At 35.8% G+C, this 25337-nt stretch carries 24 protein-coding genes and 2 CRISPR repeat arrays; of the genes, 1 reads left to right on the forward strand and 23 read right to left on the reverse strand.

Annotation, left to right across the window (positions count from 1 at the left end; translation table 11 throughout):
- The first annotated feature begins 13 nt into the window (after nt 1–13).
- A complete protein-coding gene (locus FC36_RS08255; protein WP_025020665.1) occupies nt 14–2380 on the forward strand; it encodes a UvrD-helicase domain-containing protein in 2367 nt (788 codons plus the stop codon).
- Nucleotides 2381–2634: 254 nt separating this feature from the next.
- Here the strand turns inward: FC36_RS08255 and iscB are convergent, their stop codons facing one another.
- From iscB to FC36_RS11650, 23 genes are all read right to left on the reverse strand, one after another.
- The gene (iscB, locus tag FC36_RS08260) at nt 2635–3975 is read right to left on the reverse strand and encodes an RNA-guided endonuclease IscB (protein ID WP_025020664.1); all 1341 of its coding nucleotides are present in this window, start codon (nt 3973–3975) and stop codon (nt 2635–2637) included.
- A gap of 542 nt (nt 3976–4517) precedes the next feature.
- Nucleotides 4518–4718, reverse strand: coding sequence for a hypothetical protein (locus FC36_RS08270; RefSeq protein WP_025020662.1), 201 nt, complete (start codon nt 4716–4718; stop codon nt 4518–4520).
- A 25-nt stretch (nt 4719–4743) separates the two neighbouring features.
- On the reverse strand, nt 4744–5436 hold the full coding sequence (locus FC36_RS08275; protein ID WP_025020661.1) for a hypothetical protein: 693 nt from the start codon (nt 5434–5436) through the stop codon (nt 4744–4746).
- Nucleotides 5437–5905: 469 nt separating this feature from the next.
- A CRISPR array of direct repeats spans nt 5906–6483; the repeat unit is 28 nt; unit sequence GGATTACCCCTACATACGTAGGGAACAC.
- A 62-nt stretch (nt 6484–6545) separates the two neighbouring features.
- Entirely contained in the window at nt 6546–7163 is a 618-nt protein-coding gene (gene cas6e, locus FC36_RS08280; RefSeq protein ID WP_025020660.1) for a type I-E CRISPR-associated protein Cas6/Cse3/CasE, read from the reverse strand.
- 524 nt (nt 7164–7687) lie between these two features.
- Nucleotides 7688–8443 (reverse strand): type I-E CRISPR-associated protein Cas5/CasD, encoded by a 756-nt coding sequence (gene cas5e / locus FC36_RS08285; protein ID WP_023859993.1) that lies wholly within the window; start codon nt 8441–8443, stop codon nt 7688–7690.
- A gap of 3 nt (nt 8444–8446) precedes the next feature.
- A complete protein-coding gene (cas7e, locus tag FC36_RS08290) occupies nt 8447–9487 on the reverse strand; it encodes a type I-E CRISPR-associated protein Cas7/Cse4/CasC (RefSeq protein WP_025020659.1) in 1041 nt (346 codons plus the stop codon).
- Nucleotides 9488–9502: 15 nt separating this feature from the next.
- Nucleotides 9503–10111 (reverse strand): type I-E CRISPR-associated protein Cse2/CasB, encoded by a 609-nt coding sequence (gene casB, locus FC36_RS08295; RefSeq protein WP_025020658.1) that lies wholly within the window; start codon nt 10109–10111, stop codon nt 9503–9505.
- Between the two features lie 93 nt (nt 10112–10204).
- The gene (locus FC36_RS08300; RefSeq protein WP_023859996.1) at nt 10205–10429 is read right to left on the reverse strand and encodes a hypothetical protein; all 225 of its coding nucleotides are present in this window, start codon (nt 10427–10429) and stop codon (nt 10205–10207) included.
- A 5-nt stretch (nt 10430–10434) separates the two neighbouring features.
- Nucleotides 10435–12222, reverse strand: coding sequence for a type I-E CRISPR-associated protein Cse1/CasA (locus tag FC36_RS08305; protein WP_025020657.1), 1788 nt, complete (start codon nt 12220–12222; stop codon nt 10435–10437).
- Between the two features lie 776 nt (nt 12223–12998).
- Nucleotides 12999–13748, reverse strand: coding sequence for a DNA polymerase beta superfamily protein (locus tag FC36_RS08310; RefSeq protein ID WP_025020656.1), 750 nt, complete (start codon nt 13746–13748; stop codon nt 12999–13001).
- Nucleotides 13726–14223 (reverse strand): hypothetical protein, encoded by a 498-nt coding sequence (locus tag FC36_RS08315; RefSeq protein ID WP_025020655.1) that lies wholly within the window; start codon nt 14221–14223, stop codon nt 13726–13728. The genes FC36_RS08310 and FC36_RS08315 overlap by 23 nt, the downstream gene beginning before the upstream one ends.
- 36 nt (nt 14224–14259) lie before the next feature.
- Entirely contained in the window at nt 14260–15024 is a 765-nt protein-coding gene (locus FC36_RS08320; RefSeq protein WP_025020654.1) for a hypothetical protein, read from the reverse strand.
- A gap of 7 nt (nt 15025–15031) precedes the next feature.
- On the reverse strand, nt 15032–15742 hold the full coding sequence (locus tag FC36_RS08325; RefSeq protein WP_025020653.1) for a hypothetical protein: 711 nt from the start codon (nt 15740–15742) through the stop codon (nt 15032–15034).
- Between the two features lie 277 nt (nt 15743–16019).
- Nucleotides 16020–16538 (reverse strand): recombinase family protein, encoded by a 519-nt coding sequence (locus FC36_RS08330; RefSeq protein ID WP_056986837.1) that lies wholly within the window; start codon nt 16536–16538, stop codon nt 16020–16022.
- Between the two features lie 28 nt (nt 16539–16566).
- A complete protein-coding gene (locus FC36_RS08335) occupies nt 16567–16806 on the reverse strand; it encodes a phage protein (protein WP_025020651.1) in 240 nt (79 codons plus the stop codon).
- Between the two features lie 3 nt (nt 16807–16809).
- On the reverse strand, nt 16810–17328 hold the full coding sequence (locus FC36_RS08340) for a hypothetical protein (RefSeq protein WP_155889567.1): 519 nt from the start codon (nt 17326–17328) through the stop codon (nt 16810–16812).
- 584 nt (nt 17329–17912) lie between these two features.
- Nucleotides 17913–18257 carry a hypothetical protein gene (locus FC36_RS08350; protein WP_025020648.1) on the reverse strand — a complete coding sequence of 115 codons (345 nt, stop codon included), beginning with the start codon at nt 18255–18257 and terminating at the stop codon, nt 17913–17915.
- A 17-nt stretch (nt 18258–18274) separates the two neighbouring features.
- Nucleotides 18275–19048, reverse strand: coding sequence for a MazG-like family protein (locus FC36_RS08355; RefSeq protein WP_025020647.1), 774 nt, complete (start codon nt 19046–19048; stop codon nt 18275–18277).
- A 40-nt stretch (nt 19049–19088) separates the two neighbouring features.
- Entirely contained in the window at nt 19089–22199 is a 3111-nt protein-coding gene (locus FC36_RS08360; protein ID WP_025020646.1) for an AAA family ATPase, read from the reverse strand.
- A 72-nt stretch (nt 22200–22271) separates the two neighbouring features.
- Nucleotides 22272–22571: a hypothetical protein gene (locus FC36_RS08365; protein WP_025020645.1), complete on the reverse strand. Its 300-nt coding sequence runs from the start codon at nt 22569–22571 to the stop codon at nt 22272–22274.
- Nucleotides 22572–22772: 201 nt separating this feature from the next.
- Nucleotides 22773–23467: direct repeats of the CRISPR family, unit length 24 nt; unit sequence CACCCCTACATACGTAGGGAATAC.
- Nucleotides 23468–23528: 61 nt separating this feature from the next.
- Nucleotides 23529–24389 (reverse strand): metallophosphoesterase, encoded by an 861-nt coding sequence (locus FC36_RS08370; protein WP_025021574.1) that lies wholly within the window; start codon nt 24387–24389, stop codon nt 23529–23531.
- Between the two features lie 114 nt (nt 24390–24503).
- Nucleotides 24504–24812, reverse strand: coding sequence for a hypothetical protein (locus FC36_RS08375; RefSeq protein WP_056986839.1), 309 nt, complete (start codon nt 24810–24812; stop codon nt 24504–24506).
- Nucleotides 24813–25199: 387 nt separating this feature from the next.
- Entirely contained in the window at nt 25200–25337 is a 138-nt protein-coding gene (locus FC36_RS11650; protein WP_420843337.1) for a zinc ribbon domain-containing protein, read from the reverse strand.

Here is a 25337-nt window from a genome sequence, read left to right on the forward strand (position 1 = left end):
AGGAACGAGTTATATGGATCAAAATGAAGCTCTTAAGATTATCGAATTAATCGGTAAATTTAAACTATCGAATGAACAAAAAAATATTCTTAAAGAAGGAATCGCACACCCCACTCTTGTTAATGCATGCGCTGGTTCAGGTAAAACGACTATCTTTATGCTAACAATCATCTATAATGCACTTATTGGAAATAGCAGACCACATGATGTGTTAGGAATTACGTTCTCGAAGAAAGCTCAATTAGACATGAGAGAAAGATATAACGAATATATTAAGCGTGTTCAAATATTAGGTATTAATATTAGTGATTGGGGCAGTCCTAGTTTCTTTACTTTTCACGCTTTCTTCTATAAGTTGCTAAGGTTCTACATGCCCCAATATAAAACTGTTAGCGTATTACCTAGTGAATACAAACACTACATTACTTATTTTAAGTTACCCAATAAAAGCAAAGAATTAACCAATTCTGAATCGTTGAAACAAATATTTGAAGTTAAAAGCCAGTTAGTCAATCGAATGCTCAGTTCTAACGGGTTAGACCCTAATTATAATTCAACAGCAATTCAGGACTATTTAGCCATGGTTGAGAAGAAAGAATTATCCGTTGAAGAACTTATCAGTTTAGTTTCTGATCAATATCTTAACAAAGGATGGGTTGAAAATTATATTTATGCTCTCAAAGAATATAGCTCGCTAAAAGAACGTAACCAACAGATTGACTTTGAAGACATGCAAAAGCTTCTCTATGTTGCGTTAAATGACGAGAGATTACAATCTAAGATAAAAGGTGTAATGATGCGTAGGTGGAACGTTATCGTTATTGATGAGTTCCAAGATATTAACGCTTTACAATGGGCATTGATGAATCGTATTTTCTCTGAAAAATCTTTTGAGCAGCTAATGGTTATTGGGGATGATGACCAATCCATTTACTCTTTTAGAGGATCATCCCCTGACTTTATTCAAAAGTTCTCAACGTTTGTCAATTATTCTGTCACCTTTAACTTATCTACCAACTATCGTACTGGTGGGAATATTTTAGATAGTGTAATTCCAGTAATCACTAAAAATACACTAAGACTAGAAAAGTCCCTTAAAGCATTTAATAAAGGTGGAAAAGTCTATAAGATTGAAAGTAAAGAAGGAAATCATGGGGATGAGTTCTTTGAGAAAATGCTCAAAAACTTAGCGAATAGCCCCAATGAATCAAGTGCTATTCTAGTTAGATACAATAAAGATAAGCCCGTTATAGCCGATGTTTTAGCGTATAAGGACGTTTATCTTGATGTAGGTAGTTCTAGTAATATTTTGCAAAATGACAAAGTATATGACGTTTTTATGGGATTAATAAAGGCCTTTTATTATGACGATTTTATCTTACTAGCAAATTACGCAAACAGAATTGGGTTTGGAAAATATGCCAAAAAACTAAAAAGCGTTGTTCGATATCGGAAAATCAACACCATTACTAATTATGTTAACTGGGTAATAGGCACAAATGATGATGATGTTGCTGATGACAGTGATTTAGAAGTAATTAGATGTCACAGAAAATTTGAAAAAATGAAACACAAGAAAGAAAAGGACTTATCAAAGTATTTGCGAGAAGTTGACCTTATAACCAATTTATACTTTCAACGCATGACTAAGATATACCATGTCTACTCTTCAGAAAGAGTTGAAACAATTAAAAACTATCTCTATAAGTTGACGAAGAAATTTAGCGAATTTGAAGAATTAGAAGAATCTCAAGATAGAAATCTTAGACTTCTTTCAGCCATAGTTAATAACGGTAATAACCTCACAGATACCAAACAGCCCTCTATTAAGCTTGATACCCTACATGGATCAAAGGGACTTGAATGGGACAACGTTTACCTGTACGGGCTTACTGATAGTGATTTAACTGATGATTTAATGGCAATATCCAAAGCATTTCCTGCCGATACCACTTTTGAAGAGTTTTATACCTTGTTTAATTACTCAGATTTGGAAGATTTAATGGACTATGGTAGTTTTGATTCAATGGCTTATGTACTAGGTGCATTGCTAGGAATTAGTCCTAATGCATGTGAAATGTACTTTGAAGATGTATACAAGTTGGACGACCTTCAACCTAGTGATAGATTAAAGATTATTCAATCTTTAAGTACAGAAGGAATGCTTAGCAAAATGGTAGAAGAAAATACACAACTTAGAACTGCTATGAGAATGTTCTATGCAGAAATTATGGCTCATTCAAAATTCGTTGAAGACGAACGCAGACTTCTCTACGTGGGGATGACTAGAGCTAAGAAGAAGCTTTACATTGATTATTACGTTGGCAAAGCTAGTCCGCTACTGGACGAAATTAAGTATCCTAACTCTTTTCAAAATTAGCTTATTTCTTATCATACAGAATACAAACCAAAAATAACCGTTAGCTGTTACCAGTTAACGGTTATTTATCTTTTTTACTCATCATAATAATCACGATAATGAGTCATGTGCCACTGCCCACAGTATTTGCACCGATATGCTCTAAGTGGTACATCCGAAAATGATTTAATGATAATTGAGCGGAAATCCCGTTACTTTAGTTGTGGGATGGATAGCTCTCAGCTTGAAAAGCTGACTCCTTTCTATTTCTTCTTTTATTCCATAACGTATCTTTGTTCGGAAATACTGGTATTACACCAATTATTTCTATGATTAATAAATTCAACATTAGACAAGTTTGTTTGCTTGTACGTATTAAGAGTCAGATAATTGCCAAGACAATCCTTGATATAACAGGAACTCCCTGTAAAGCCACTAATGTAGCCTTTAAGTTTACTGTTCTTGATTCTGACATAATCATTAAGCCAAAAGCCGTTTGCTTCTTTGGTGTTTTTGGCATTCCGTTTACTGGTGACATTCTTGTTTCTGTGCCCTTCCTTGTCTTTACATCCTTTGCGTGCGGTTGCTTCGTGTAAGAAACGCTTTTTCTTGCGAAATTGTTTAAACATCACGATACTTGTTGGCTTTTCACTAATATGTTCAATACCACTAATTGTAACGGCATCATTGTAGTGCGATTTTGCCAAGCCTAAATTTGCCCGTTGTAAAGTGGTTTGCGCCCCATACTGGAACTTGGCATCAGGAAAGGCATTCCATAATCTCCTACGGAGAATATTCATAAAGGTTGCGCCTTTCAAAGGCTTAGTTACTTTCTTTTTCTTCTGATACCAGGCATATAAGATGCCACCTGGTTGATGATTTTGATAAGTGTGGCAATCAGCACAAACGGTAATTAAGTTAGCAGGGGCATTGGTACCACCCTGTGAGCGGTAAATAATGTGGTGAATTTTGAGTTTAACGATTTTTCCTTTATACTTACCGCCTTTTTTCTTGCAGACTTGGCATTTATATTGGTCACGAGCTAAGACGTATTGCTTAACCGTTTGATAGCCGTACAAGTCCCCTTTTTGATAACCTTCACCTTTAATGGCAGGGTCTTTCATTTTTTGCATATCGAATTTACCAACTTCGATGTGTAATTCAGGGTTTGGTAACACCGTTAACATGCGTTTAATCCAATTAATGTTGTGATTAACTTTACTTTGTACCGACGGTGGCAACCAGTTATTTTTTCTACTTTTGATGCGATTTAAAAAACGCATTGGACGGTAACGTGTCTTACGGTTCCGTCTACCTTGACGATAAGTTTTTCTTCTTTCAAGAAGTTTCTTAACGTCTTGGCGCAATTCGACTTCGCTTTGAAATAAAACTTTATCTTGACTTGTTACCGCAAGCCCAATGTGACGTTGCCCGCTATCAACACCTAAGTTAATAGGTTGCTTATAACCACTTGCACCGTACAATAGTTGAATGGTGAATGGTTCTTTCTTAATAGGCTTAGCCTTGCCACTTTGTAATAATTTTCTAGCAGTTCTCGGTTTGCAAGGCATTAAAGCTTCACCATGTTTATTAATGACAAAAACTCGATTTTGCATTTTGATTTTCTCCTTTCATTTTTTATAAGGTAGCATGTACCTTATCACGCAACTATCAGAGAACTAACAGTTACATGTGGTTACCCTTCGACAATGTTATTTTAGCTTGTTATGAGGGGCCGACTAGGACATTAACCTTATCCTTGTTTACTATCCTCCATAGAGCTTAAAACTAGGGTATCATTCATAAGGTATGATGACTAAAATAACGTAGTTTTCCAATCAGCCGAAGCTGATTGCTTAGTCTAGACAACAAATTCTGAATTGCTCCAGAATCCTCATCAAAGTGAGCAGACTTAAAACTTTCATTTCAAGCCCCTTACTTCAGTGAATAGAGGGGTTACTGTTGACATCGGTTTTTCTTTTTCTGGTACTGTATCGCTGATATATCGATAAGTGCATCCAGTTTAGTCGCATACTGTATCTTTTTAGTTTCGCAGGAACTATGCTGCTTTCGGTAGAAAATATTTTTAATTCCCTTGTAATAATGATTATCCTTATGACGACCATAGTGCTTCACCATATCACCATCTTTCATTACTCTAGCAATTAACACAAGACTCATAGTACTCTTTAACGCAGTTCAAAAGCCATCGATTTTCTAATATTTCTGATACCTTCCCCCAGTACCAATCACTAAGACCATTATCTTCATTAGCAAATTCAAGTACTCTTGGATCATATCCTAATTGAGTAACTAATTCTTTCCCTATTTTTTCATATTGTGTATTCAAGTCTGACATACCACTACACCAACCTTCTTATGTATTATTTTGCAACGGGATATGCAATCGTCAGGTATTCTTCATCATCGCTATTCACAGAGTTCCAATATTCAAAGCCTATTAGCTTTAAGTCATGAGCTAAAGATTCAAACATATCTGTTAGATACACATTATGTTCAAACAAATAACCGTTCCTGTATGAACGTGTTATTCCAGAAAGAACAATCATTTGTTCAATGAACCCACTAAATTCAGATACTGTGTTTTCAGAATATTTCCCATTTTTCGCTAGTTTAGTTAAATAGTTATTTAGCAATCTAACCACATGATTCCACTCTGTAATTAGTGCATACATTGGATTATCACTACCTAAGTTGTTTACCTCAACATAATCGCTAAGATTCACTACTTCTTTTTCTAACAGGACTTCTTGGTCAAAGAGTTTATCTGCTATTTGGCACTGATTGTTGAAACCAATCTGATTAAGACTTGCTAAAAACTCTTCTCTTTGATGCTCATTATACTTAGCAACATCATCGGTGTACTGATATTTGATAATATGTGTTTTTTCAGGCATATCAGGCTTTTTTTGTAAACCCATCATTGATACCATTTCTAAAATCACATCAGATAAATAATCTCTATTGTTGCGAGAAATCATCCCCTTGCTAATCAAATAATCAAGCCATGCGCACAAGGATAAGCCAATATTTGACTTTAACGTAGTTTCAACCATTGATTCCACTCACTTCCTGTTCTTTTTTGTGGTTTTAAATTATAAGTTTTTGTTCTTTAAAATTAATTATAATTCAAAATGATAAAATGTCAATAAATTTCAATCTTTATTGTAGCCAAAAAAGAACAAAATATCATTATTGAAAAAAGTTTCTTGTTTCTTATGCGAATGTACATAAGAAATGCACTACTTATTTAATTTTGGATAACCTCAATAACTTCTACAGACTCACACCTACATAAATAGGGAACAAGAAAATATAGTATCCATAGTATCTATGGGTTCACACCTACAAGCATAGGGAATAAGAAACGTACACCCCGGTGTTACAGGTTTACCCTCACCTACGGAATCACCTCCACGTACGTGGGGAACACTACTTGCTATATCAAGGTTTGAACATATAGGCTCACCCCCCATATACGTAGGGAACACCTATCAAGAGCAACCAAGATACCATTACTAATCAGGCTCACCCCTACATACATAGGGAACACGTCTTAACTTGGTTAGTCTTGTCAGCTGCACCAGGATTACCCCTACATACGTAGGGAACACAATTGCTAATATCAAGGTTTGAATGTATATATAGGATTACCCCTACATACGTAGGGAACACTGGGCGTCTTTTGGACGAGCAGGGACATTTGCAGGTTCACCCCCACATACGTAGGGAACACTTCCCGTCCTTAGTTCTTCTTCCCAACCTTTAAGGTTCACCCCTACATACGTAGGGAACACGAACCCATGTCCGCCCCACCAGCAAAACGAGAAGGTTCACCCCTACATACGTAGGGAACACTTATTACCGCCTAATCCTCCGTGGCCACTTTTAGGATTACCCCTACATACGTAGGGAACACGAAAAAAGGGCGCTCGAGGAAGACCAGCTTGAGGGATTACCCCTACATACGTAGGGAACACAGCAGCTAAGGCATTTCAAGATAAGCTTGGACGGGATTACCCCTACATACGTAGGGAACACCTTGGCTGAGTACCTAAATTGTCGAATTTAACAGGATTACCCCTACATACGTAGGGAACACTCTAAAAAAACATTGATTTGTCAACATCTTGCTAACACATCTAGATAAAATTTAGTTACTTTGCTAAAATGGGACAACAGTCATGAGTCCCATACCAAACGCCTTTTCTCTCCCTAAGCCATTAACTAATATATCTTTAAAGCTATCAACATCAGTTACCTTTAAAATACCTTCAAAAGATACCCGACTTAAATTGCAACCTCTGCTATTTTTCCGTTTTAATGGAACATAATCACGACTAACGATTGTAAAGTAATTATCATCTAACGTAAAGCCGTTAGCTTCAGCTCTATCTAACAACCACTTTCTTTGTTGTTTTACGGTAACGTGAGGATATGCTTTTCCATTAAATTGGCGTACAGGATTGGCTGTTAAGCGAAACTTTAATACTGAATCTATTTTAATGGTGTCTAGCAACTTATCATATTCCTTAATAATTCCAGTTCCTTTTATACCATGACTTTCTAAAATATCCAAATCAGGTTTTTCTTCACTTAGTACTAATAGATATTTTACACCATTTAAGATATCAATACGCCATAAATGACGTGGGCGAACACCATTTTCAATATTTTCAGGAAACATTTGCTCTACCCAATTATGGTAAGCACCTAAGTGGTTGAATTCTTTAATTTCTTTTGCATTCTTATTGTTAATTTCTACTCGTGATAAATAATACATAATTTTTCCTTTCTATAAAACTCCTACAATAAAAGTAGGAAACAACTTTCAAATATACAAGGCTAATATCGCCCTTGAACACAGGAAGACACATACAGGAAAACACCCATAACAGTAGGGAACATCATTTAAGAAACACGCAAAAAGCCGATAGAGCCACACCTACATACATAGGGAACAACTGAATCTGCAGTTTCCCCCAGTATTAACACAGCAGGATCACCCCTACATACGTGGGGACTACTCCTTGAAATTATGAACCGCTGCAGGAGTGATAGGATTACCCCTACATACGTAGGAAATTTCCTTCATCAACTTGTTCAATAATGTACTCAGCAGGATTACCCCTACATACGTAGGGAATGCCCCTCCCTTCTATAACTTTTAGTATGACTGTCAGGATCACCCCTACATACGTAGGGAATGCGTTTTATAGCGTCGGTCTTTTCTTAGACCTTGAGGTTCACCCCTACATACGTAGGGAATGCACTAAAGAAACATTGTCAAATCAATGTTTTTCGTCATCACTTTGTCGCGATTACTTCAGTTTCAAAAAACGATAACGGATCATGCTTTGTTGAAGTAGCAACATACTTATCATTAGCAACTTTAACAGTTTTAGTTGCAATTCCTCGATAACCATGTTTTCGCTTTTTTTCAGAAAATGAGATAACTGTATCTCTAGAAATTTTGTATTTCTGCCCTTTTAGTAGTTGAACATCAGCTACTATTTTTAAGGCTACTTCAGACTTTCTCAAACGTTTTTTATACCAATCTGCTGCTTGCCAAGACTCATTTTCTAAGACCTGAATTGGTGTCATATTTGGAAAAATACTTGTCTTTAAAACGCCTGCCGGAGCACTTGCTCGTCGACCGAGAAATAGTTGAAATTTGGGATGAGCTAGTGAATGACGAATTGTATTAATTAACTCATCATCTTCACTGCTAATAGCAACTAAAAATACTGTATCTTGCAAATAGTCTCGATAAGTGATTTTAGAACCGCTAACCTGGCCCCTATTACCAGTGATGTATCCTTCATAATGAACAATATGGAAATCAGTTGTTACATCGCCAAGTTGCTCGATTCGAACAGCATAATTCAATTTATTTAATTCGTTGATTTGTGCATCGTCATCACGTCTGTAGCCAAGAGAAGCGGCAATCATTCCAATGATTGAACTTTTTGTAGGATAAGGCTTAGTTCCTCTCCTAGAAAAATTTGTTTCTCCACCGTAAGATTGAAAAACACCAGTTAGTCTAATTGTTAATGTCCGCATAACTTACACCAACTTTACAAAGGAATCCTTTACTTTATCTAACAGGTCAGCAAGATTATTTACTTGTTCTTCTAACGATGAGTCATACTTGCTTAATACAAAGTTTGCTACTGGTTCATCTAAGAATTTAAGTGTATTCTTGTATTCTTTTTCAAGCTGCTCTACTGATTTACGAGAAAAACCACTAGTTGATTGAACAGGTTCTTCAAAAGCAGATACCAAGTTAACCGGAGTATCATTACGTAGTGTGAGCATTACATATTCAGGGATAGTCTTGTTAGCAAAAGCATTTTGGTATCCAGTAGGCATTGAGCTAATAAATGACTTGATAAATTGAGTTGCTGAATCAAGAGTAATGTTCTTGTCGCCTAAGTTGTGCAATAATTCATCTAAATTGATATTTGCATAGCGGAAAAGCGTTGCAGAGTTATATTCAGTAGTCCCTACCATTGCCGCCCCTGCACTTGTCTTTAAGTCATCTAAAGCGGTGTAGTAGTCAAATTCAGGTACAATTTCATGAGTTGAAATCGTGTGGGCCACTTGCACAGATGCATCAACAGAAAGCGTAGGATCACTTGCTACCATACGACCAAATAAGGCTAAATCAGCAGAATTGTTAGATTGTAAAATCACTTTTAACTGATCTTCATTTAATTCCTTGTTTTCCAAAACGTAATCAGCAAGCTTTTCAAGTTGGCCCTTGCTAATAAACATTAAGGCACTTAATTCATTGTCTTTAGTAACTGAAATCTTAGCCTTTGTTAAAGTAGCAACAGATAATTCCATAGCTTCTTCATCAGATAAATCACCATTTTTAGCTTGTAATAGCTTGGCTAACTTTTTAGGAACTAACTTAGTACGATATGCGGTATCAACATTAGCTTTAGCAAAATCTTCTCTAATAGCGTGTTTCCATGCTTGAGAAGATACACGTGAACGTAAAACGCCACCGTAATATGCTTTCTTAGGAGCGCCTACTTCATCCCGATTGATGTTTGCAGATGGAACAGTTTGGATTACAGATAAATCTAAATATAGTGTCATTTGGAAATTCCTTTCTTATTTTGCGTTTTCCTTGTTTTCTTCACTAGTAACTACATTGTATGGACGATAGTATTTTTGGGCCCATAGTAGTTGTACTTTCCTAGCACTTTGTAAGCTGTATTGCATATAGTACAAATCGCCTGCCAGTTGAGCAAAATCAATATTCATATTTTGAACATGTTGCTTGGCAATTTTAAGCGCATGTGATAATTCACGTACAGCCATCTCATAATTAGGTCTTGTTAGAACGGGCTTTAAAACTCGGTCTAAACTAATGCGTAATTCATCAGATACATACCGTAATTTACCTAAGACAGCAAATAATGATGTATCATGTTCTTTTTTGGTTAAGGTTAAAGCAGAAGCAATTTGTCTTTGCTGTGCAATAGCGTATAAGTGTAAGGCTCCAAAAGCGGCTTTTTCGCCCTTTGAAGGATTGCCAGTTACACTTAGGTCCTCTTCCTCTAAACTACTTAAAATAGCCTCTAAGGAGTCCTGTGAGCGTAATTTATCGATAGATGTTGCATTCCTAAAATCAGCTAAAACAGCTTTATTCATTGCACCATTACGATAAATTCTACCTACCGCTCTTAAAGTAGCGTACTTGACTTCTTTTGTTGGCATTGAAGCGTCCCACCTCTCGTGTTTCTTATATCTCTCGCATCTCGTATTTTCTGTATTTCTCGCATTAATAAGTTACTTGAAATAACATAAGTCCTAGTATCTAGCATCAAAGGCTCCATCACCAGACGTTACCTCAAGCACGCAATCCCGATAAGCAAAATCACTCCTCAGAGAACTAATCTCATCTAAAAGTGCGTCAGTTGGCTCCCACGAAGAAGAAAAGCCTTCAGAATAATATATAGCTTGAAAAACAGTAGCAAGTAGTTTCCGATTTCCATTTGGTTCGATACTGTAAATTCTTACACTACGTGGCTGCATAATAATCACCTCAAAATATTTCTAATTTTAAAATCAAATGAATTAAGAACAGTATAAATGTTTTTGTTGACGGTCTTTCCAGCTTTAGTTTCAACCGTAGTACCATTGATTTCTTTGCTAGAAGCACTTACATACAACTTAGACTTAAAGTTGTATGTAATTTTACGTAGGACTTCATTTAACTCGTCAGATTTTTCTACTAAATCACCTGTTGGGTCAATGGAACTAAACCATTCATTAAAGCTATCATCTAACTTGTTATAAAGACTCTTAACTTGCTCATTAACAAACTTCGAGTTGTTTTGCCCTTTTTCCCCATAGCGTAGTTCAGCAATATCTTTAGCTGCTAGCGCTAAAGCATTGTGAACTAAACGGATTCGTTCTAAAGCATCAGCAATTAAGAACTTCACATCACCATGTGCTAAATCACTAGAGTCAGAATCAGTTGGGACAAGTAGGTCTGCATTGAAATCAAAAGAATCATTGAAATCATCTACTGGCAAGCCGTCTGCTTGTTGGCTTTTAAGTAGCAATACATTCTTCAAAGTCAATGTTTTATTTGTCAAGATTGACTCTGTAATGCTGTTATTTCGAAGTAAAGTTAACCACTCCATGAGTCCAACGTTAGGTGTTTCTCGTAATGGTTTTTTAGTTTTAGGAGACTTTCTCTTTTTAGAATTGTCTTTGGTGCCGTCTTGAATTTCAACGTGTGGTAATGGAATGAATTCTCCAATACTTCGCCATAAGGCTGTGGTAAATTCATCAGGCTTTTTGGTATTTGGTAAGACAATATCTTTTTTAAGAACACGCCAGCTTGTCATAGGCTCTACGTTGTAATAATCAGCTGAATCAAATTGTGGTAACCCTGCTGAGAAGATTGCAGGACGTCCAAAATCATCCCATTCAATACATACCGCACGAGATAAATTTGTATATAATTCAGTGATATTATTAGGCTTATCTAGCGTTCTAAGCTTATCAATATAAGCTAGTGGGTTATCATATTCCCAAACGGGTTTTTGCTTATTAGGGCTATCAAGTTTTAAATTAAGCATGAGTGTGTCAAACATATCATCCCCTACTGCAAAAACAGGATTAATTTTAAACAGCCAACCCGGAGACTTACTAAATTTTTCTTTGTTCTTAATGGCTGTTTTGTCAGACGTGGCTGTATAACCTTGGAAACTAATTAACCAGCGAGCTAATTCATCAAATGTAATTTTATTCTTGTAGCGTTCACTTTCTAAAGCAAATAAATTAGGAGTATTACTACTTTCAGAAATAGTACGTTTAAATTGCTTAACCGTAATTGTCCCAGTTACAGCCACACTATCATTTGCTCTGTTATTAAGATCTTTTAATTTCTTAGCATTGATTTGCTTGTTATCTGGAACTAACTCATTGTATTGAGTTCTAGTTACTTGGTAGAAAGGCTTATCTCCAAACAAGTCAAAACTAGCTTGGTTTTCTTCTAAATAAGCTACCACTTCATCAGCACGATAGTTCTTGTAAATTTGTTTCCATTTATTAAGAGCCGCTTTTTCAATTTGTTCTTTGTTATCAGTAGGGCTTACTTCATTTTCGATAGAATAAGTCTTGTGCATGATAGCTAACAGAAAACGTAAAACTGAAAGATTTTGTGCTTCTGATTCTCCTGCTAGTGAAATATAATCCTTAGCGTGTGTAAAAAAATCTTTTAAGCTAATTGTTTCGATTTCGAAATCCCCATTTAACACATTTATCCAGTTATCAGTAACTAGATTAAAAGACTTCTTTTGAAAGGTTTTGTCCACTATGCATCACCTCATTTTCGTATTTTTTACGATGTTTACGTCGTTTATTAATTATGTAATTATGATAACTCCTTTTTGTATATTTTTCAAGAAAAATTAGCAGAAAAATCCAAGGAAAGTTGTCGTTTTTTATACGATTGTTTCTGTCGAATTTATTGATAAAAAAGCAAGTGATATAAGCGATATACTTATTGTTTTAGGTGAAAAATAAACGAGGAATACTCTGCCATCTGTCTTTGACTAAAATATGAGAAACGTGTATAATAAAACTAAGCCGTAAAATTGCGAAAAAATACCCCCTTACCTGTAATGTGTACACCATTATTAGGTTAAGGGGGTATTTATTGTAGTGCAAAATCTGCCTAATATTTAGCAGCATTTTGCAATTTGGTTAGTTGTGCTAAAGTTCCATTTTTTGCAACTTTTGAGCAGTAATTGTATGATCTGATTTTAACGATTGTTAATTTTGGCAAGTCTTTAATCTTTTCTTTCACATCATCTCCAAAAGTATTAAATACTTTGCAAAGACCCCCCTACATACATAGGGAAACAGAAAGGAAAAAGTATCACTGTTGTTTTCACTAGAGCAACACCTACACAGACAAGTCACGCCTGCACATAGTAGGTAACACCGGAAGCATCCCGATAATCATCATCTCACCAATACATCAGAACATCACGAATCAAACTCGTAAACGTTGACTTGATATTCAGAAATATCGTCCTTACTTTTAAGTAATTTCTTAGTTTCTTCGCTAGACTTTAAAGCGTCTTCTTTAGATAAAAATGCTGCAACATTGCCTTCTCATTTGCACATAAAAAGTAGGTACTACTTCTGTTTGCAGAAACTTAAAGCTCATGATATTGAACTTATCTACCAAATCAGAGTTATATTCTAATTTTTCCATAGCTGAATTACATGACTGCTTAGCTTGTTCAATCTGCTTTTCTAAGTCATCAATTTCTTTAACAGTCCATTTTTCTTTTTGCTTAACATTTTTGATATTTGAGAAATCAACGCTAATGATTTTCCCGTTAGTTGTAATTTGATTAATGTACTGAATATTTTTCAACACACTAAATACAGCTTTACCAGTTTTATCTTGGCTATTTTTAATTCGTTTTAAATTGCTAAAAGTCATACCTAAAAGAGCTTTTAACAACTTTCCTCTTGCCATTTCAAAGACGAACTCAATTAGTTCATCATAAAAGCCTTTGAACTGATCTGTTGCATACAACAAGCACGATTTATCAACAAACAACTCTAAAATATTAGGATTACCTTTGAGAACTAATTGTACGAATTGCCTGAAAGAGTAAATCTTAATGTCTACATCCCCTTCAATCAACTGTTCAGAAACGAATTTCCCAGTTAAGAAGTCTTGCGGTACATCTGCAACTACTGCAATGTAGTCAGTTTCTTGGTTATCATCTAACTTTGCGTTGTAAAGCGTTGAACCAGTCAAAAACAATCCGATTAACTGCTTTTCATTTAGTAACTCTTTAATTTTCTTGAGCTTTTCCAAAAACATACCTTCTTTCTAAAGGAGTTTGTGCCAGTTTTCGGGCTAAATCCATAACTTTTTCTTTTTGCTCATTTGTTAGCAACTCAAATCCTAAGCGCATAGTACTAAATGCATAAGGTGTAATTTTGCTAATAATGCATATTTTTCCATTAACATTAGCTAAACTACAGATACGCTCATCACCATAACACTCAAAGCCTAACTCTTCCGCTAAACGTTTAAAACCGTCATACGTTAGCTCCGAATTGGAATTATAGTCGTCAATGGCTTCTGTTGCAAATTCTAAGATTTTTCCTGTCTGCTCAGCTGAAAAATCAAAGTCTGTCGTATTGAGTTTTTGAACATAACCATCGTTGTCAAAGATACCAATTAATGTATCTTTATAATATAAGTTAAAAAGTGCCATCTCTTTTTCTTGTTTAGGGACAACTGAAAAATTGCCTTGTACATAAGTGGTTTTAGTAGAATAACTCATCTAAGTGCACCTCGTTTCCTGATGTGTTAGCAATATTTAGCTTGCTAAGTTTGATGCTTTTGCTTTATAAGCATAACGCCATTTGTCGAACAAGAGTAACGCTAATAACATCTCGTCATTGTCGTAATCATACTTATCTTTAACGTGACTTACTTTAGCAGGTGTAATTTTAACGTTTTGACACACTTCCTTTAATGAACCAAACTTATTCAAGCACTTTTGAGCAAGTTGATAACACTCATACAGATCAACAGCGTTTTGTTCCTGCTTTGTTGGAACCTTGCCTGCACACAACTTAATTGTACGTTTGTTAAAACCAATTTCAGAAAGATCTTTTAGTACATTTTTTCCTTGGTTTTCTTTTTCGCGTTGATATAAAGTATAAGTATCTGTATCGGGTAGATTGAAGACACGATAATACCACACAAGCAAAGCTTTATGTGTTGCAAATTTTTTGATATATTGCTTAATACTACGCTTTTGCCTTCCAACTGTTCTAGAAAAACCATCTTTATCTTCTTCAAACTTTTCTAATAATACAGCTTTGACTTTTTCCAAAGATAAGTCTTTTACTTCAGAAACCTCACGGTAAACAATGGGATAAGCAAATTCCCACCGTTCTCTATATTTTGGAGCAATTAATAGCACGTCATTCATAATACGAGTTATAGTGCCTAATGATACACCAATTTTTTTAGCAATAAAGGCATTATTAACTAATGGACTCATTTCTTTCAATTCTTTAACTTGTTTTTTAAACATTTCAGTTTCTTTTTCAGTTGAATAGAGCGAATCGGTCATCCGTCAACTACCCCTTTCTTTGAGTTCCTCTTTTTCCAAACCAGTCTAAATCGTATGGAACAACTGCCTGTTGAATTTTAGCCAACGCATCAAAGTATTCATCTTTATTACGACAAAATAACTCGGGATGCTTGATTTTTTCTAAATCCAAACCAGTTCTTTCCGCTAATTCTTCTTGAGTAAGAATAGTTCTACCATTATGTGCTAAAGCTCGCATCACCTTATTAGTAATCTTACGGTAGAAATATGGTGTATTTGTAACAGTATTAATAAGTCCGTCTTTTGACACTAAGTTTAAATCTGCAACTTCGCACATGCTACAAGTTGTCTTAGTTAGCATTTTAACAGCACGACTAATATTCGATTGACTCAAGTCTAACAATTGAGCGATACGTCGTACATCAAGTAAGACACCATTACGTTTACCTGTTTGGGCTAAATCGTCTTTTAAGGCGTCTAAATCTCTTTCTGAATAATCGTAAGTGTACAGATCCATAATATTTAAGTTGTCAATTAAAAATCTATACGTGTTCTCGTTATTAGCATTACGCTTACCATAAATAATTAGCTGGTAAGCTGATTCGCTGTAGACTTCCGAAATTTCGAAAGCCAAATAAACTTCTAAAATAGTTTTTCTAAGGTCTTTTTCAATCAATTTATCCATCTTGTGATTAATCACTTGGACACGTTCTGATCCAATAGATTCTAATTCGTTCATAAAAATGTCCTCTACTTTCTCTTTTGCGATTTTACTAAACAATAGCATTCGTTTTCTTTCTAGAAAGTTAGTAATGCTTATCCATTTCTAGTATAACACATTCGTTTAAAAAACAAAGTATTTTATCAATAACAATCACTAAAATATTAAATTAATTATCGTTTAATATACGAAATAAATAGCTTAGAATCCCAATTTAATGCATTTTCAGAGCAAAAAAATAAGCGTAACCCTTATTAAAAAAAGAGAAAGTTACGCTCAATTCAATAAATGTTTATTAGTTGTTTTTTGCATTACGTAAGTACCGCTTGACAGTTGAAATGGATATTTCAAAATGCCGAGCAGTATCGATAGTGGTATGACTTTTGCGATACTGAACAACTTGGCCCACGTCTCTTTTTGGGGATGGACCTGTATGGAAGTTGGGATCAGTTAATTTCTTGTTCTGGCGAGCAGCCGTAAGTCGCTCTCTTGTTTCTGAACGAGAAATTATCATTAATTCTTTCAGGAGACTACCGGCTTCAGAAATCCTTGATAGCCTAATCTCTGGAGAAATTATCTGAATGTCAATTTCTTTTTCCCACAGTTGCTCTACAATCTCATTAATCTCACGAATCTTGCTAGAAATATCTGTGAGAGACGAGAAATAAATGACATCATTAGGTTCAAGCTTATCTAAAACTTGGCCCACTGCTCCAAAAATTAAAGCATCCCCATTGATGCCATAACTTCTCATTACACTTTTCTGTTGTTCTACTAGCGTTGCATCACCACTTATTACATATCCATACTTCATTAATCGTACATCCTCACCACTTTTAGTTCTACACCCATTTTATCGGTAATTCTGGCAAAGGCATCCACCAAATTTTTTTGCCTTCGCTAAGATAATCGTCAAATGACGTTTCATCATCATAAAAACTATAACATTCTATCCAAATTTCGTGACCATCAGACATCAAAATTTCTTGGTCATCTTCGGGCATCTCACTGAGATAATCAAATACTGTATTATGTGAGCTTACCTGTTCTTTAGGTTGAGCTTCGACCTTAATCCATTGCATGTTTCATCCTTCTTTCTTTGGCGCTTTTGGCATTGGCATCCACCATAATTCTTGATAATCTACATTTGCATAGTATAAGCCAACAGTTCCATCTTCAAAATCTGCCCAAAGGTCTTTTTTGACTACGTAACCGTCGCTTATCAAAATATCATCCCCAACATCAGGAAGATTGCAAACGTATATAGATGGATAATCTAAACCAGAGCCTTTTTCTTCTTGCGTCGTTGGACGTGTTTGGAAGTTAATCCACCCACTAGCATCTGAACTAGTATCTGATTTTGGTGATAGAGGTAACTGATCCCAATTGGCTTGATTCCAATCACTGTAATATTCTAGTCCTGAATAGTCGTTATCGTCAATCCAGACATCGGTGTCAACAATATCGCCATTAGTAACAAGAACTTCTTCCTTATCCTGTGGTACCTCACCATCCCAAATATAACGTCCATCCTTAGATATTTCTTTTAGTTTGATTTTTTTCCACTCAACCACGCAAATCACCTCAACTTGTTTTTGATCCATAGCATTACTCTACTGCGCATACTTTAGCGATAATTAGCTTTCTCATGCACATAATTGTCCCCAAGGAGTTCTTCTTCACTAATTGCGCCATGGATGGCAAAAGCATAGAAAATACTTTCAGGAATCAATAGCAGCAATAACTTTGGTACTAGGATTAAGAGCCCACATATTGCTAAAACACTCAACCAAATTAATACTGAAAAAAATGAATACAAGGTATTTTTGTTCATCACTACCACCAACTTTCTCTGTTATTTTCTCTACTAATATTCTTCTGATTCACCATCAGAATTCAAAGAATAATTCTGATAACTATTTTGGTAGACTTTGAAAAATCTAATCAGGACGTCCATTACATCTCTTGGTTCTACCTCTGCATTGATAAATACCAGTTGTAATGCGTTTAGTAGTGTTTCTGCACTACTAAACACCTCACCTTTTTCAAAGCCACTAGCCAAAGAAGCTAACATCTCAATTTTGTTACTTTCTTTCTCAGAATAAAATTCATCCTTATTAAATCCATTAAATTTCTCCTATATGCTTGTACTGCAATCACTAATTGCACTGATTGTTTTTCTACTTTTCTACCATGGGACGCCAACTACTGTGTCACCTGTTAAGAATTGAGAATGCAATATGCCCATATGGAATAATGCCATTATCAACACAATTCCCAAAACGACAACGCAAAAAAGGATTATTTCGAGAGATATCTTAATATTTTCGTGTTTTTCTTCAAGTTTGCCATGATAACAACCGAGCGAAAAAGCTAAATAGAATAAACCGCCAATTATACTTAACCATCCATCGGCTGAGAAAACATCTCTGTGCAAAAGATATACAGCAAGTGCACCGATAGCAAGTTCTAATGCTGTAAACCAAATAATTAGCGCTCTACTTTGTAAATTTTTCTTACCAGATTCTTCCAAAATTACCACCTAACCTACTATCTCAAGTCTTCTTCTTTGACGAATGTACCATTGATTGTCTTGCCACCACGATTAGCAATCGTATTATAAGCTTTATTTAAGCAGTCAGTAGCGTCCAAGTTGCACCGCAACGAGAAATGTTGAACTTTTAAAAAGGCTTTGGCTAAATGATATTCGACTGGCTTATATAGTCCGTCAAATGCATATTCAGCTACTTTTCCTAATTCAATGCCAATTTTAGTAAATGCTTCGTGCTTACTATTGGAAGGCTTGTCTTTTACCAATTTAGCATTATCAATTTCACGTAGTAAATCAATATTCATTTGGTGTGCAAAGATAATAATTGTAACTTGTAGATCACCAATTGAATCAATTAATTCATCGTGCCAATTCTTATTCATAGCGGTAGCTGTTTCACCAAGTTCTTCATAAATCTTGGTAAATTGAACTTCAGGATTAGCTGTCAATAAGCCACGTTCTTCCGCCCAAACCTTAAGCTTACCAACTAATTGTGGCAAAGTTAATTCCTCTTCTTTTGGTCTAAAACAAATATCTACCACAAGCGAATTTGCCATTTCTTCTACACTAAGTTTCAAATCATAGCCATGTAAATCAATTTCTTTCTTTACTTTTTGAAGAGTATACACTGTTAAGTGTTCTGCTTGCCACTCTTCTTCTGACATGTTGTCAACCACGAAATTAAAGCGTTGTTTATCTACTATCCAATGTTTTTGGTTAGGCTTAATATCGGTTGTAACAACATTATTAATAAAATCTTTGGTATTTTGCATTTTTTATTTTCCCTCCAGTAGTGGTATCCTAACTTCTCTTTCACTCTTGATAGCCATAAGCCGACCATAAATCTAACCCAAAGCCCTCGTTGAAATAATCTGGACCTTTTGCCATAGCTCTAATCTTATCAACAAGCATCGTTTTACGATTTGTCCCTAGTCTTTTAGAACATTGCTGAAAAGCAGAATATTGGCCAACTAATATGATTTTTTGCTTAGCTCTTGTAATAGCAGTATATAGCAAATTACGAGCAAACATAAATTGGAATTGATGAATCATCGGGATGATAACAATTGGATATTCTGAACCCTGTGATTTATGAATCGTTGTTGCATAAGCAAGCGTTAATGCGGCTAAATCAGAATATGGATAATCTTTTTCAATTATTTCACCATTACCGTATTTGAATTCAACAAGAACTGTCTCATCTGGTAAAATTGATGTAATTTTTCCTATATCACCGTTGTAGATACCTAAATCAGGATAATTAACTCTATTCATGACTTTATCACCAACATGGAAAGTCTTATCTTTCGCAAATTCAACTACTTTATCATCACTAGATTTAGGGTTAAAGATTTTCCGCATAACTTCATTAAGATTATCAGTACCGTTTTTATACTTGTGCATTGGTGATAAGATCTGAATGTCGTCTTCGGTATAGCCTTGTGCACGCATCTCATTAACAACTTGTACAATAGAATTCATAGCAAATTCATCGGCATTAACTGGCTCAACATTCACATTCATTGGCTGCATTTGTTCCACAGCGTTATTAGGCATTATAGGCAGAAAATCATTAGGAATTAAATCATAGCCGCTTCTCTCGTCTGGGCCAAAATAATCATTAGCATTAGAGAACATTGTTTGATCTGCAGGCACTTCTTCATAATTAATCATAACATTAGCGACCATTTCATCATCGACATTATCATTGAAGAGATTGCTATCGTCTGTATTAAAGCTATCACTTTCGACTACAGGATTAACACTGCTATCATATATCGAACTACTATCATCTACGGGGATGTATCTCATTGTTTCAGACACTTGACTAAAATCACTTGGCAATGAACCAGAATTGACACTCTTGGCTAAGTTAACAATCCGAGAGCCTTCACCTTGTCGGAAAATCTTAGTTAAGCGTACATAAGGAACAATGTCTGAACGTAATATATCCGATAGCACTTGCCCTGGGCCCACAGAAGGTAATTGATCGCTATCCCCAATTAATAAGATACGCATATCATCTTTTAATGCAGATAAGACTACACTCATTAATGATGTATCAACCATTGAAGTTTCATCAATAACTACTAGGCGACCTGAAAAAGAAATATCTGGCGACTTTGAGCCTACTCTTAACTTCAATCTTCTGTGGATTGTAGCGGCTTCTAACTGTGTGGATTCTTTCATCCTTTGTGCTGCTCTACCTGTTGGAGCAACCAGAGTTACAGGAGGCGGTACAATGCCTTCTACATTGTCTGGGTCTGGATCATCATCTTCTAAACTCTTCAAGTAATCGTCCCATTGTTTTCGCATATCATTGATTTCATCTACATAGTCATTTGAATCATCGACTTCAGGGAAGATGTACGAATAAGCTTTCATAATTCCATTTAGGACAGATGTTTTCCCAGTCCCCGGACCACCAGTAATAATAAAGAATCTATGTGTCAAAGCCCCTACAATTGCTTGTCTTTGTTCTTCAGCATATTGTAAATTTAAGTCATCTTCGACAATATCAATTAACTTATTAAAGGCTTGTTCATCTGAAATAGCTTCGTTAGCCCTTGCGTAAACATCCATTCTAGTGACAGACTTTGTTTCTTCATCAACTTTATCTGCCTCTGTATCATCTTTTGCATCTTTATCTATTTCATTTTGATTTACTGATTCCTCTTGAGTTAGCGAGTCTATATCAATGTCATTTTGTTCAGCATATATCGCAAACTTAAGTTCTTCTAAGAAATCATCAACAGATTCTGTTAGTGAGTCATCTTCTTGTTCTAACAGGGCAAAAATTGCCTTAACAATGTAGTTCTCGTTTTTGAACATTTGGTAAGTGGTAATTTTATCGTTCGATGAATTGTCATTGATAAAGGCAAGTTTCTTCTCACGTTTTAGATACTGCATAACTTCCTTAATTTTAGCATCTAAGCTATCTTCCCCGTCTTTTGTTGCCACGTTATTAGTATTATGTGCTAAATAGCGTTCTGGTATTTCAGATTGCCAATTAGAACGTAAGTCCTTCGGTACACTTTCTAGCAAATCACGTGTTTGGACATAGGTATCACCAGTACGTTGAAGACTTTGAGTAACAGAATAAACTAGGCATTCAGCGATACGCCGACGATCATCAAAAGCATATCCCGCAGCTTGAGCTACTTTATCTATTTTAAGAAAAGAGATTCCCGGAACTTCTGTAAACTTGTAGACATTCTTATAAGTAAAACTCGCAACTTTCTTTTTGCTACTTTTCAATTTATCGTACCGATAAAACTCTTTAATTTTAGTAATCATGTTAGAGGTCATCCCCCAACTCGAGAGCGTTGCAAGCGCACTGTTAGGTAAAACATCTTCTTCAAAGGCATCCTTCAAACTAGCCTTTTGTTTCTTGTTTAGGCTCGTCTTATCAATCACCGTTAAATCCTTAGTGATTTTCTGTAAAGCATCTCCACCAAGTTCAGACACTAATGTTTTAGCCGCCTTTTCACCGATACCTTCAAAAGTATCACTGGAAAAAAAGTTTACTAATCTATCAAGCGTATATTTGTCATACTTTCTTTTGGGGTTATCATTCCCATTATTTGGCGCTTTTTGAGCCATTTGAGCCACTTGAGTTTGTTTCATTAGCTTACTTACATCAGCAGGTGTATCACCGTCCACAGACGAATATGTGGCTTTTTTAAGGGTATAATTGTTATATTGTTCAGAGTATTCAAGATAACCATCGAAAATCAGTTCTTTAGAAGTATTAACATATTCATCTAATTCAGGAAAATCTCCCATTACGCTAATCCAGTCTTCTTGTTTCCACTTATCATTTAAAGAATCATAGATTTGAGAACGATATCTAAGCTTATAAATACGGAAATCGCCCTTTGAAAAAGTAATCTTAGCAATTTTTCCCATAACTTTATCTGTCATCTAAAGCCTCCTCCTTCTCGTTAGTATTTGTTGCAAACTAAGCGTATAAGCATAGTCAATAGGTATTGTAGATTATTGCAGGGCAAACATATTATTAATTGCCCTAAGAATTAATGTTTTTTGTGCTGGTGTTGCCTTATGTGAGATAACATAGCCGCCATTCCAATCAATACTAATTAATTGCTTTTTTAAGAGAAAATCACGTGTCTTATTAGATTTCTTGATATTATGAACCTTAGAAGAACTAGGTACAGACACACCTACTCTTGATAAATCTTGTTCCATCCCAGTTACTAAATTTATTAATTTTTTCCAGTCTTTATCCGTCATTGTTGTTTGATTATTTCGTGTGTAATATTCAGTATTTACCATTTTAAAAAAATCCTTTCTGATTGATGCGCTACATCATAGCAATTACTCGACATAAGCAGTCGTGTTTTTGACCCAATAGGGCGCCCCTATACGTATAGGGAATACTTTTTTTATGATTGCTAGAGTTTTGAGCTGACAGGCCCACACCTACACATATAGGGAACACCTTTTTAATTGCTTTATGCTGTTCTTCACCAGAACCACCCCTATGCACATAGGGAATACGCAATACCCAAGCGATTAATCGTTTAGGTCTAGATCCACCCCTACATACATAAGGAATACCACACAAAGACCATGTTCATCTCGCAGAAGACAGGTCCACCCCTACATACGTAGGGAATACGTCCTTTGCCAGTCACTTTTGTTGTCTTATCAAGGAACACCCCTACATACGTAGGGAATACCGCCTTGTTGGTTACTCATAAAGCTTGTAGCATGGGATCACCCCTACATACGTAGGGAATACTATAGGAAAAATAGAATTATAACGAAGTCAATAGATCCACCCCTACATACGTAGGGAATACCTGAACGCAGTTTCTAGCTGGCAGGCACAACAAGGATCACCCCTACATACGTAGGGAATACAAGAGGTTACAGACAACAAACGTACGTGGACCAAGGATCACCCCTACATACGTAGGGAATACATCGGTTTGCATCACTTTCCTCCTTGGCAACCAGAGCCACCCCTACATACATAGGAAATACTGAAATGCTTTTTGTTTATTGACAAACTTTTTAGAACCACCCCTACATACGTAGGGAATACTGACGTCTTGACCAGCTGACAGCGCCAGTCGAGGAACACCCCTACATACGTAGGGAATACTCATAATTTTTCCTCCTCCGCCATCTCTTTCCGGGATCACCCCTACATACGTAGGGAATACACTAAAATAACATCGATTTGCCAACATTCTGACGAACAATCTATCCAAAAATCATTAACTTTCACGAGAAAATATCAATTAATGCCCCATTGTCATCTAAGACGACTACATTACCATGATGCCCGTCTAATCGAGCGTGGCATCCGCCGTCAGTAAAAATTCGAGCAGGTTCACCATCATACTTAACGATTTTTACAGGACATTGGTAAGTATTAGTGTCACCTAGAATAACCCCTTCTGGATTTGCCTTTGGGAATGGCTGCTCATAGACGCCTGATAACATACAAGTTGGCGTATGACCTGTAACAATTGTTTTACCAGTAGTATTGTGAGCAAAAACATAATCATGTTCTTGGCGGTCAATATACCAGTAATCTTCCCGAGACCACAAAGCAAACTCTTGATCTGTTTCTTGACCGTCTAACCGAACTCCTGCGTGAATAAAGATGATGTTGTTAGTTTCATATTTTAACGGTAAGGTGCTTAGTTTTTCTATATAGCCACTAGAGGTAAGTTTTTCCTCTGACTTTGTCCAAAATTCATACATGATATCACCAAATGTAGGGGATGGAAGTCCTGATTTTGATGCTTCATAAGAATCCCTAAACTTATTCGCAGTAAGTTTGAAAGACATATCTTCACCAAACAATGAAATTAAAGTCGTTTCACCGCCATTAGCTAACCAAAGCCCCTTTTCACCTCTTTTTACAGAGTCAATTAACATTTGTTCATGGTTGCCTCGCAAGACAACTGCATCAGGTACAGAAAATACATAATCTAATGTTTCCTTAGCAAAAGCACGACCATCAATGTAATCACCACCAAAGACCACCTTAGCTAACGGGTATTTGGTTCTAGCTTTCTCTACTAAATCAATCCAAGGCTGGCCCGTAGCATGTGGATCACTTGCGAAAATGTACATCTAATCATCTTCCTTTCTCTTTACTTACCATTTTTCTAAAATTGTATCTAAATAACTTATTTTTTAAGACCTAGGTGGTCGATTATCGCCATGATATTTTTTCATTTTTTCTCCTCACCACTTAATAATCCCTTCTTCTCTAAGTTTCGCACGCTTTTTCCCGATTGCATTTGGTGTCCTGCCAATATGGAGGGATGCTTGTTTGTTAGTATACTTAGGTGATTTAATGATTCTTAGCTCGAAATCGTTGTAAGCTCTGCCTTTGTTTGTTTTCTTACCACCAGTTATTCCTAGCTTATGCTTTAATGTGCGCAAGGAGCTTAGAGTATGCTTAGTTTTTACGGTTTGATTAGGCAAGTAATAAAGTAATTCCTGATTACTCATCTTCTTGGCATTTTTCTTGATGAAATCAATTTCTGCCATTGTCCAATTTTAGCTAATCCTAGTTTTTTTCTCCGTTTACTTAAAGCATTAGGAGTTACGCCAAGTCTTTTCGCCAATTCTTTAGTTTGACTAACAGGCGTAATTCTAATTAACTCATTTTCTTCTTCAGTCCACTTATGACGAGGTTTGGCAATGCCTAATTCAATTCTCTTTTGTCAAACTACGCACCGAATAAATTCGGTGGCTTGTAGACTTCCTTCGGAAGTTCATCACTTCGTGAAGTACTAGCTACAACTTACCTAGGTAAAGTATGCCCTACCATTTCTTAAATGCTTTAGTAAGAAACCAAACCATTCTCGGAAATAATAAGGTCTTACCTACCAATTAACTAGGCTTAGGACGTGAGCTGTCAACGCCCTATCTCATCTATTTATAGATGGGACTATTTTCAGTTAATGTTTTAGCTAACTCAGTGTGGCCCTTATCCAAAATGTTTTTGGCAGCATTGTGGTCACGAATATGGAAAACTTTACATTTAGGACAAGTCCAAGCACGGTCTTTCAA

This window comes from Ligilactobacillus equi DSM 15833 = JCM 10991, from assembly GCF_001435735.1.
Classification (GTDB): domain Bacteria; phylum Bacillota; class Bacilli; order Lactobacillales; family Lactobacillaceae; genus Ligilactobacillus; species Ligilactobacillus equi.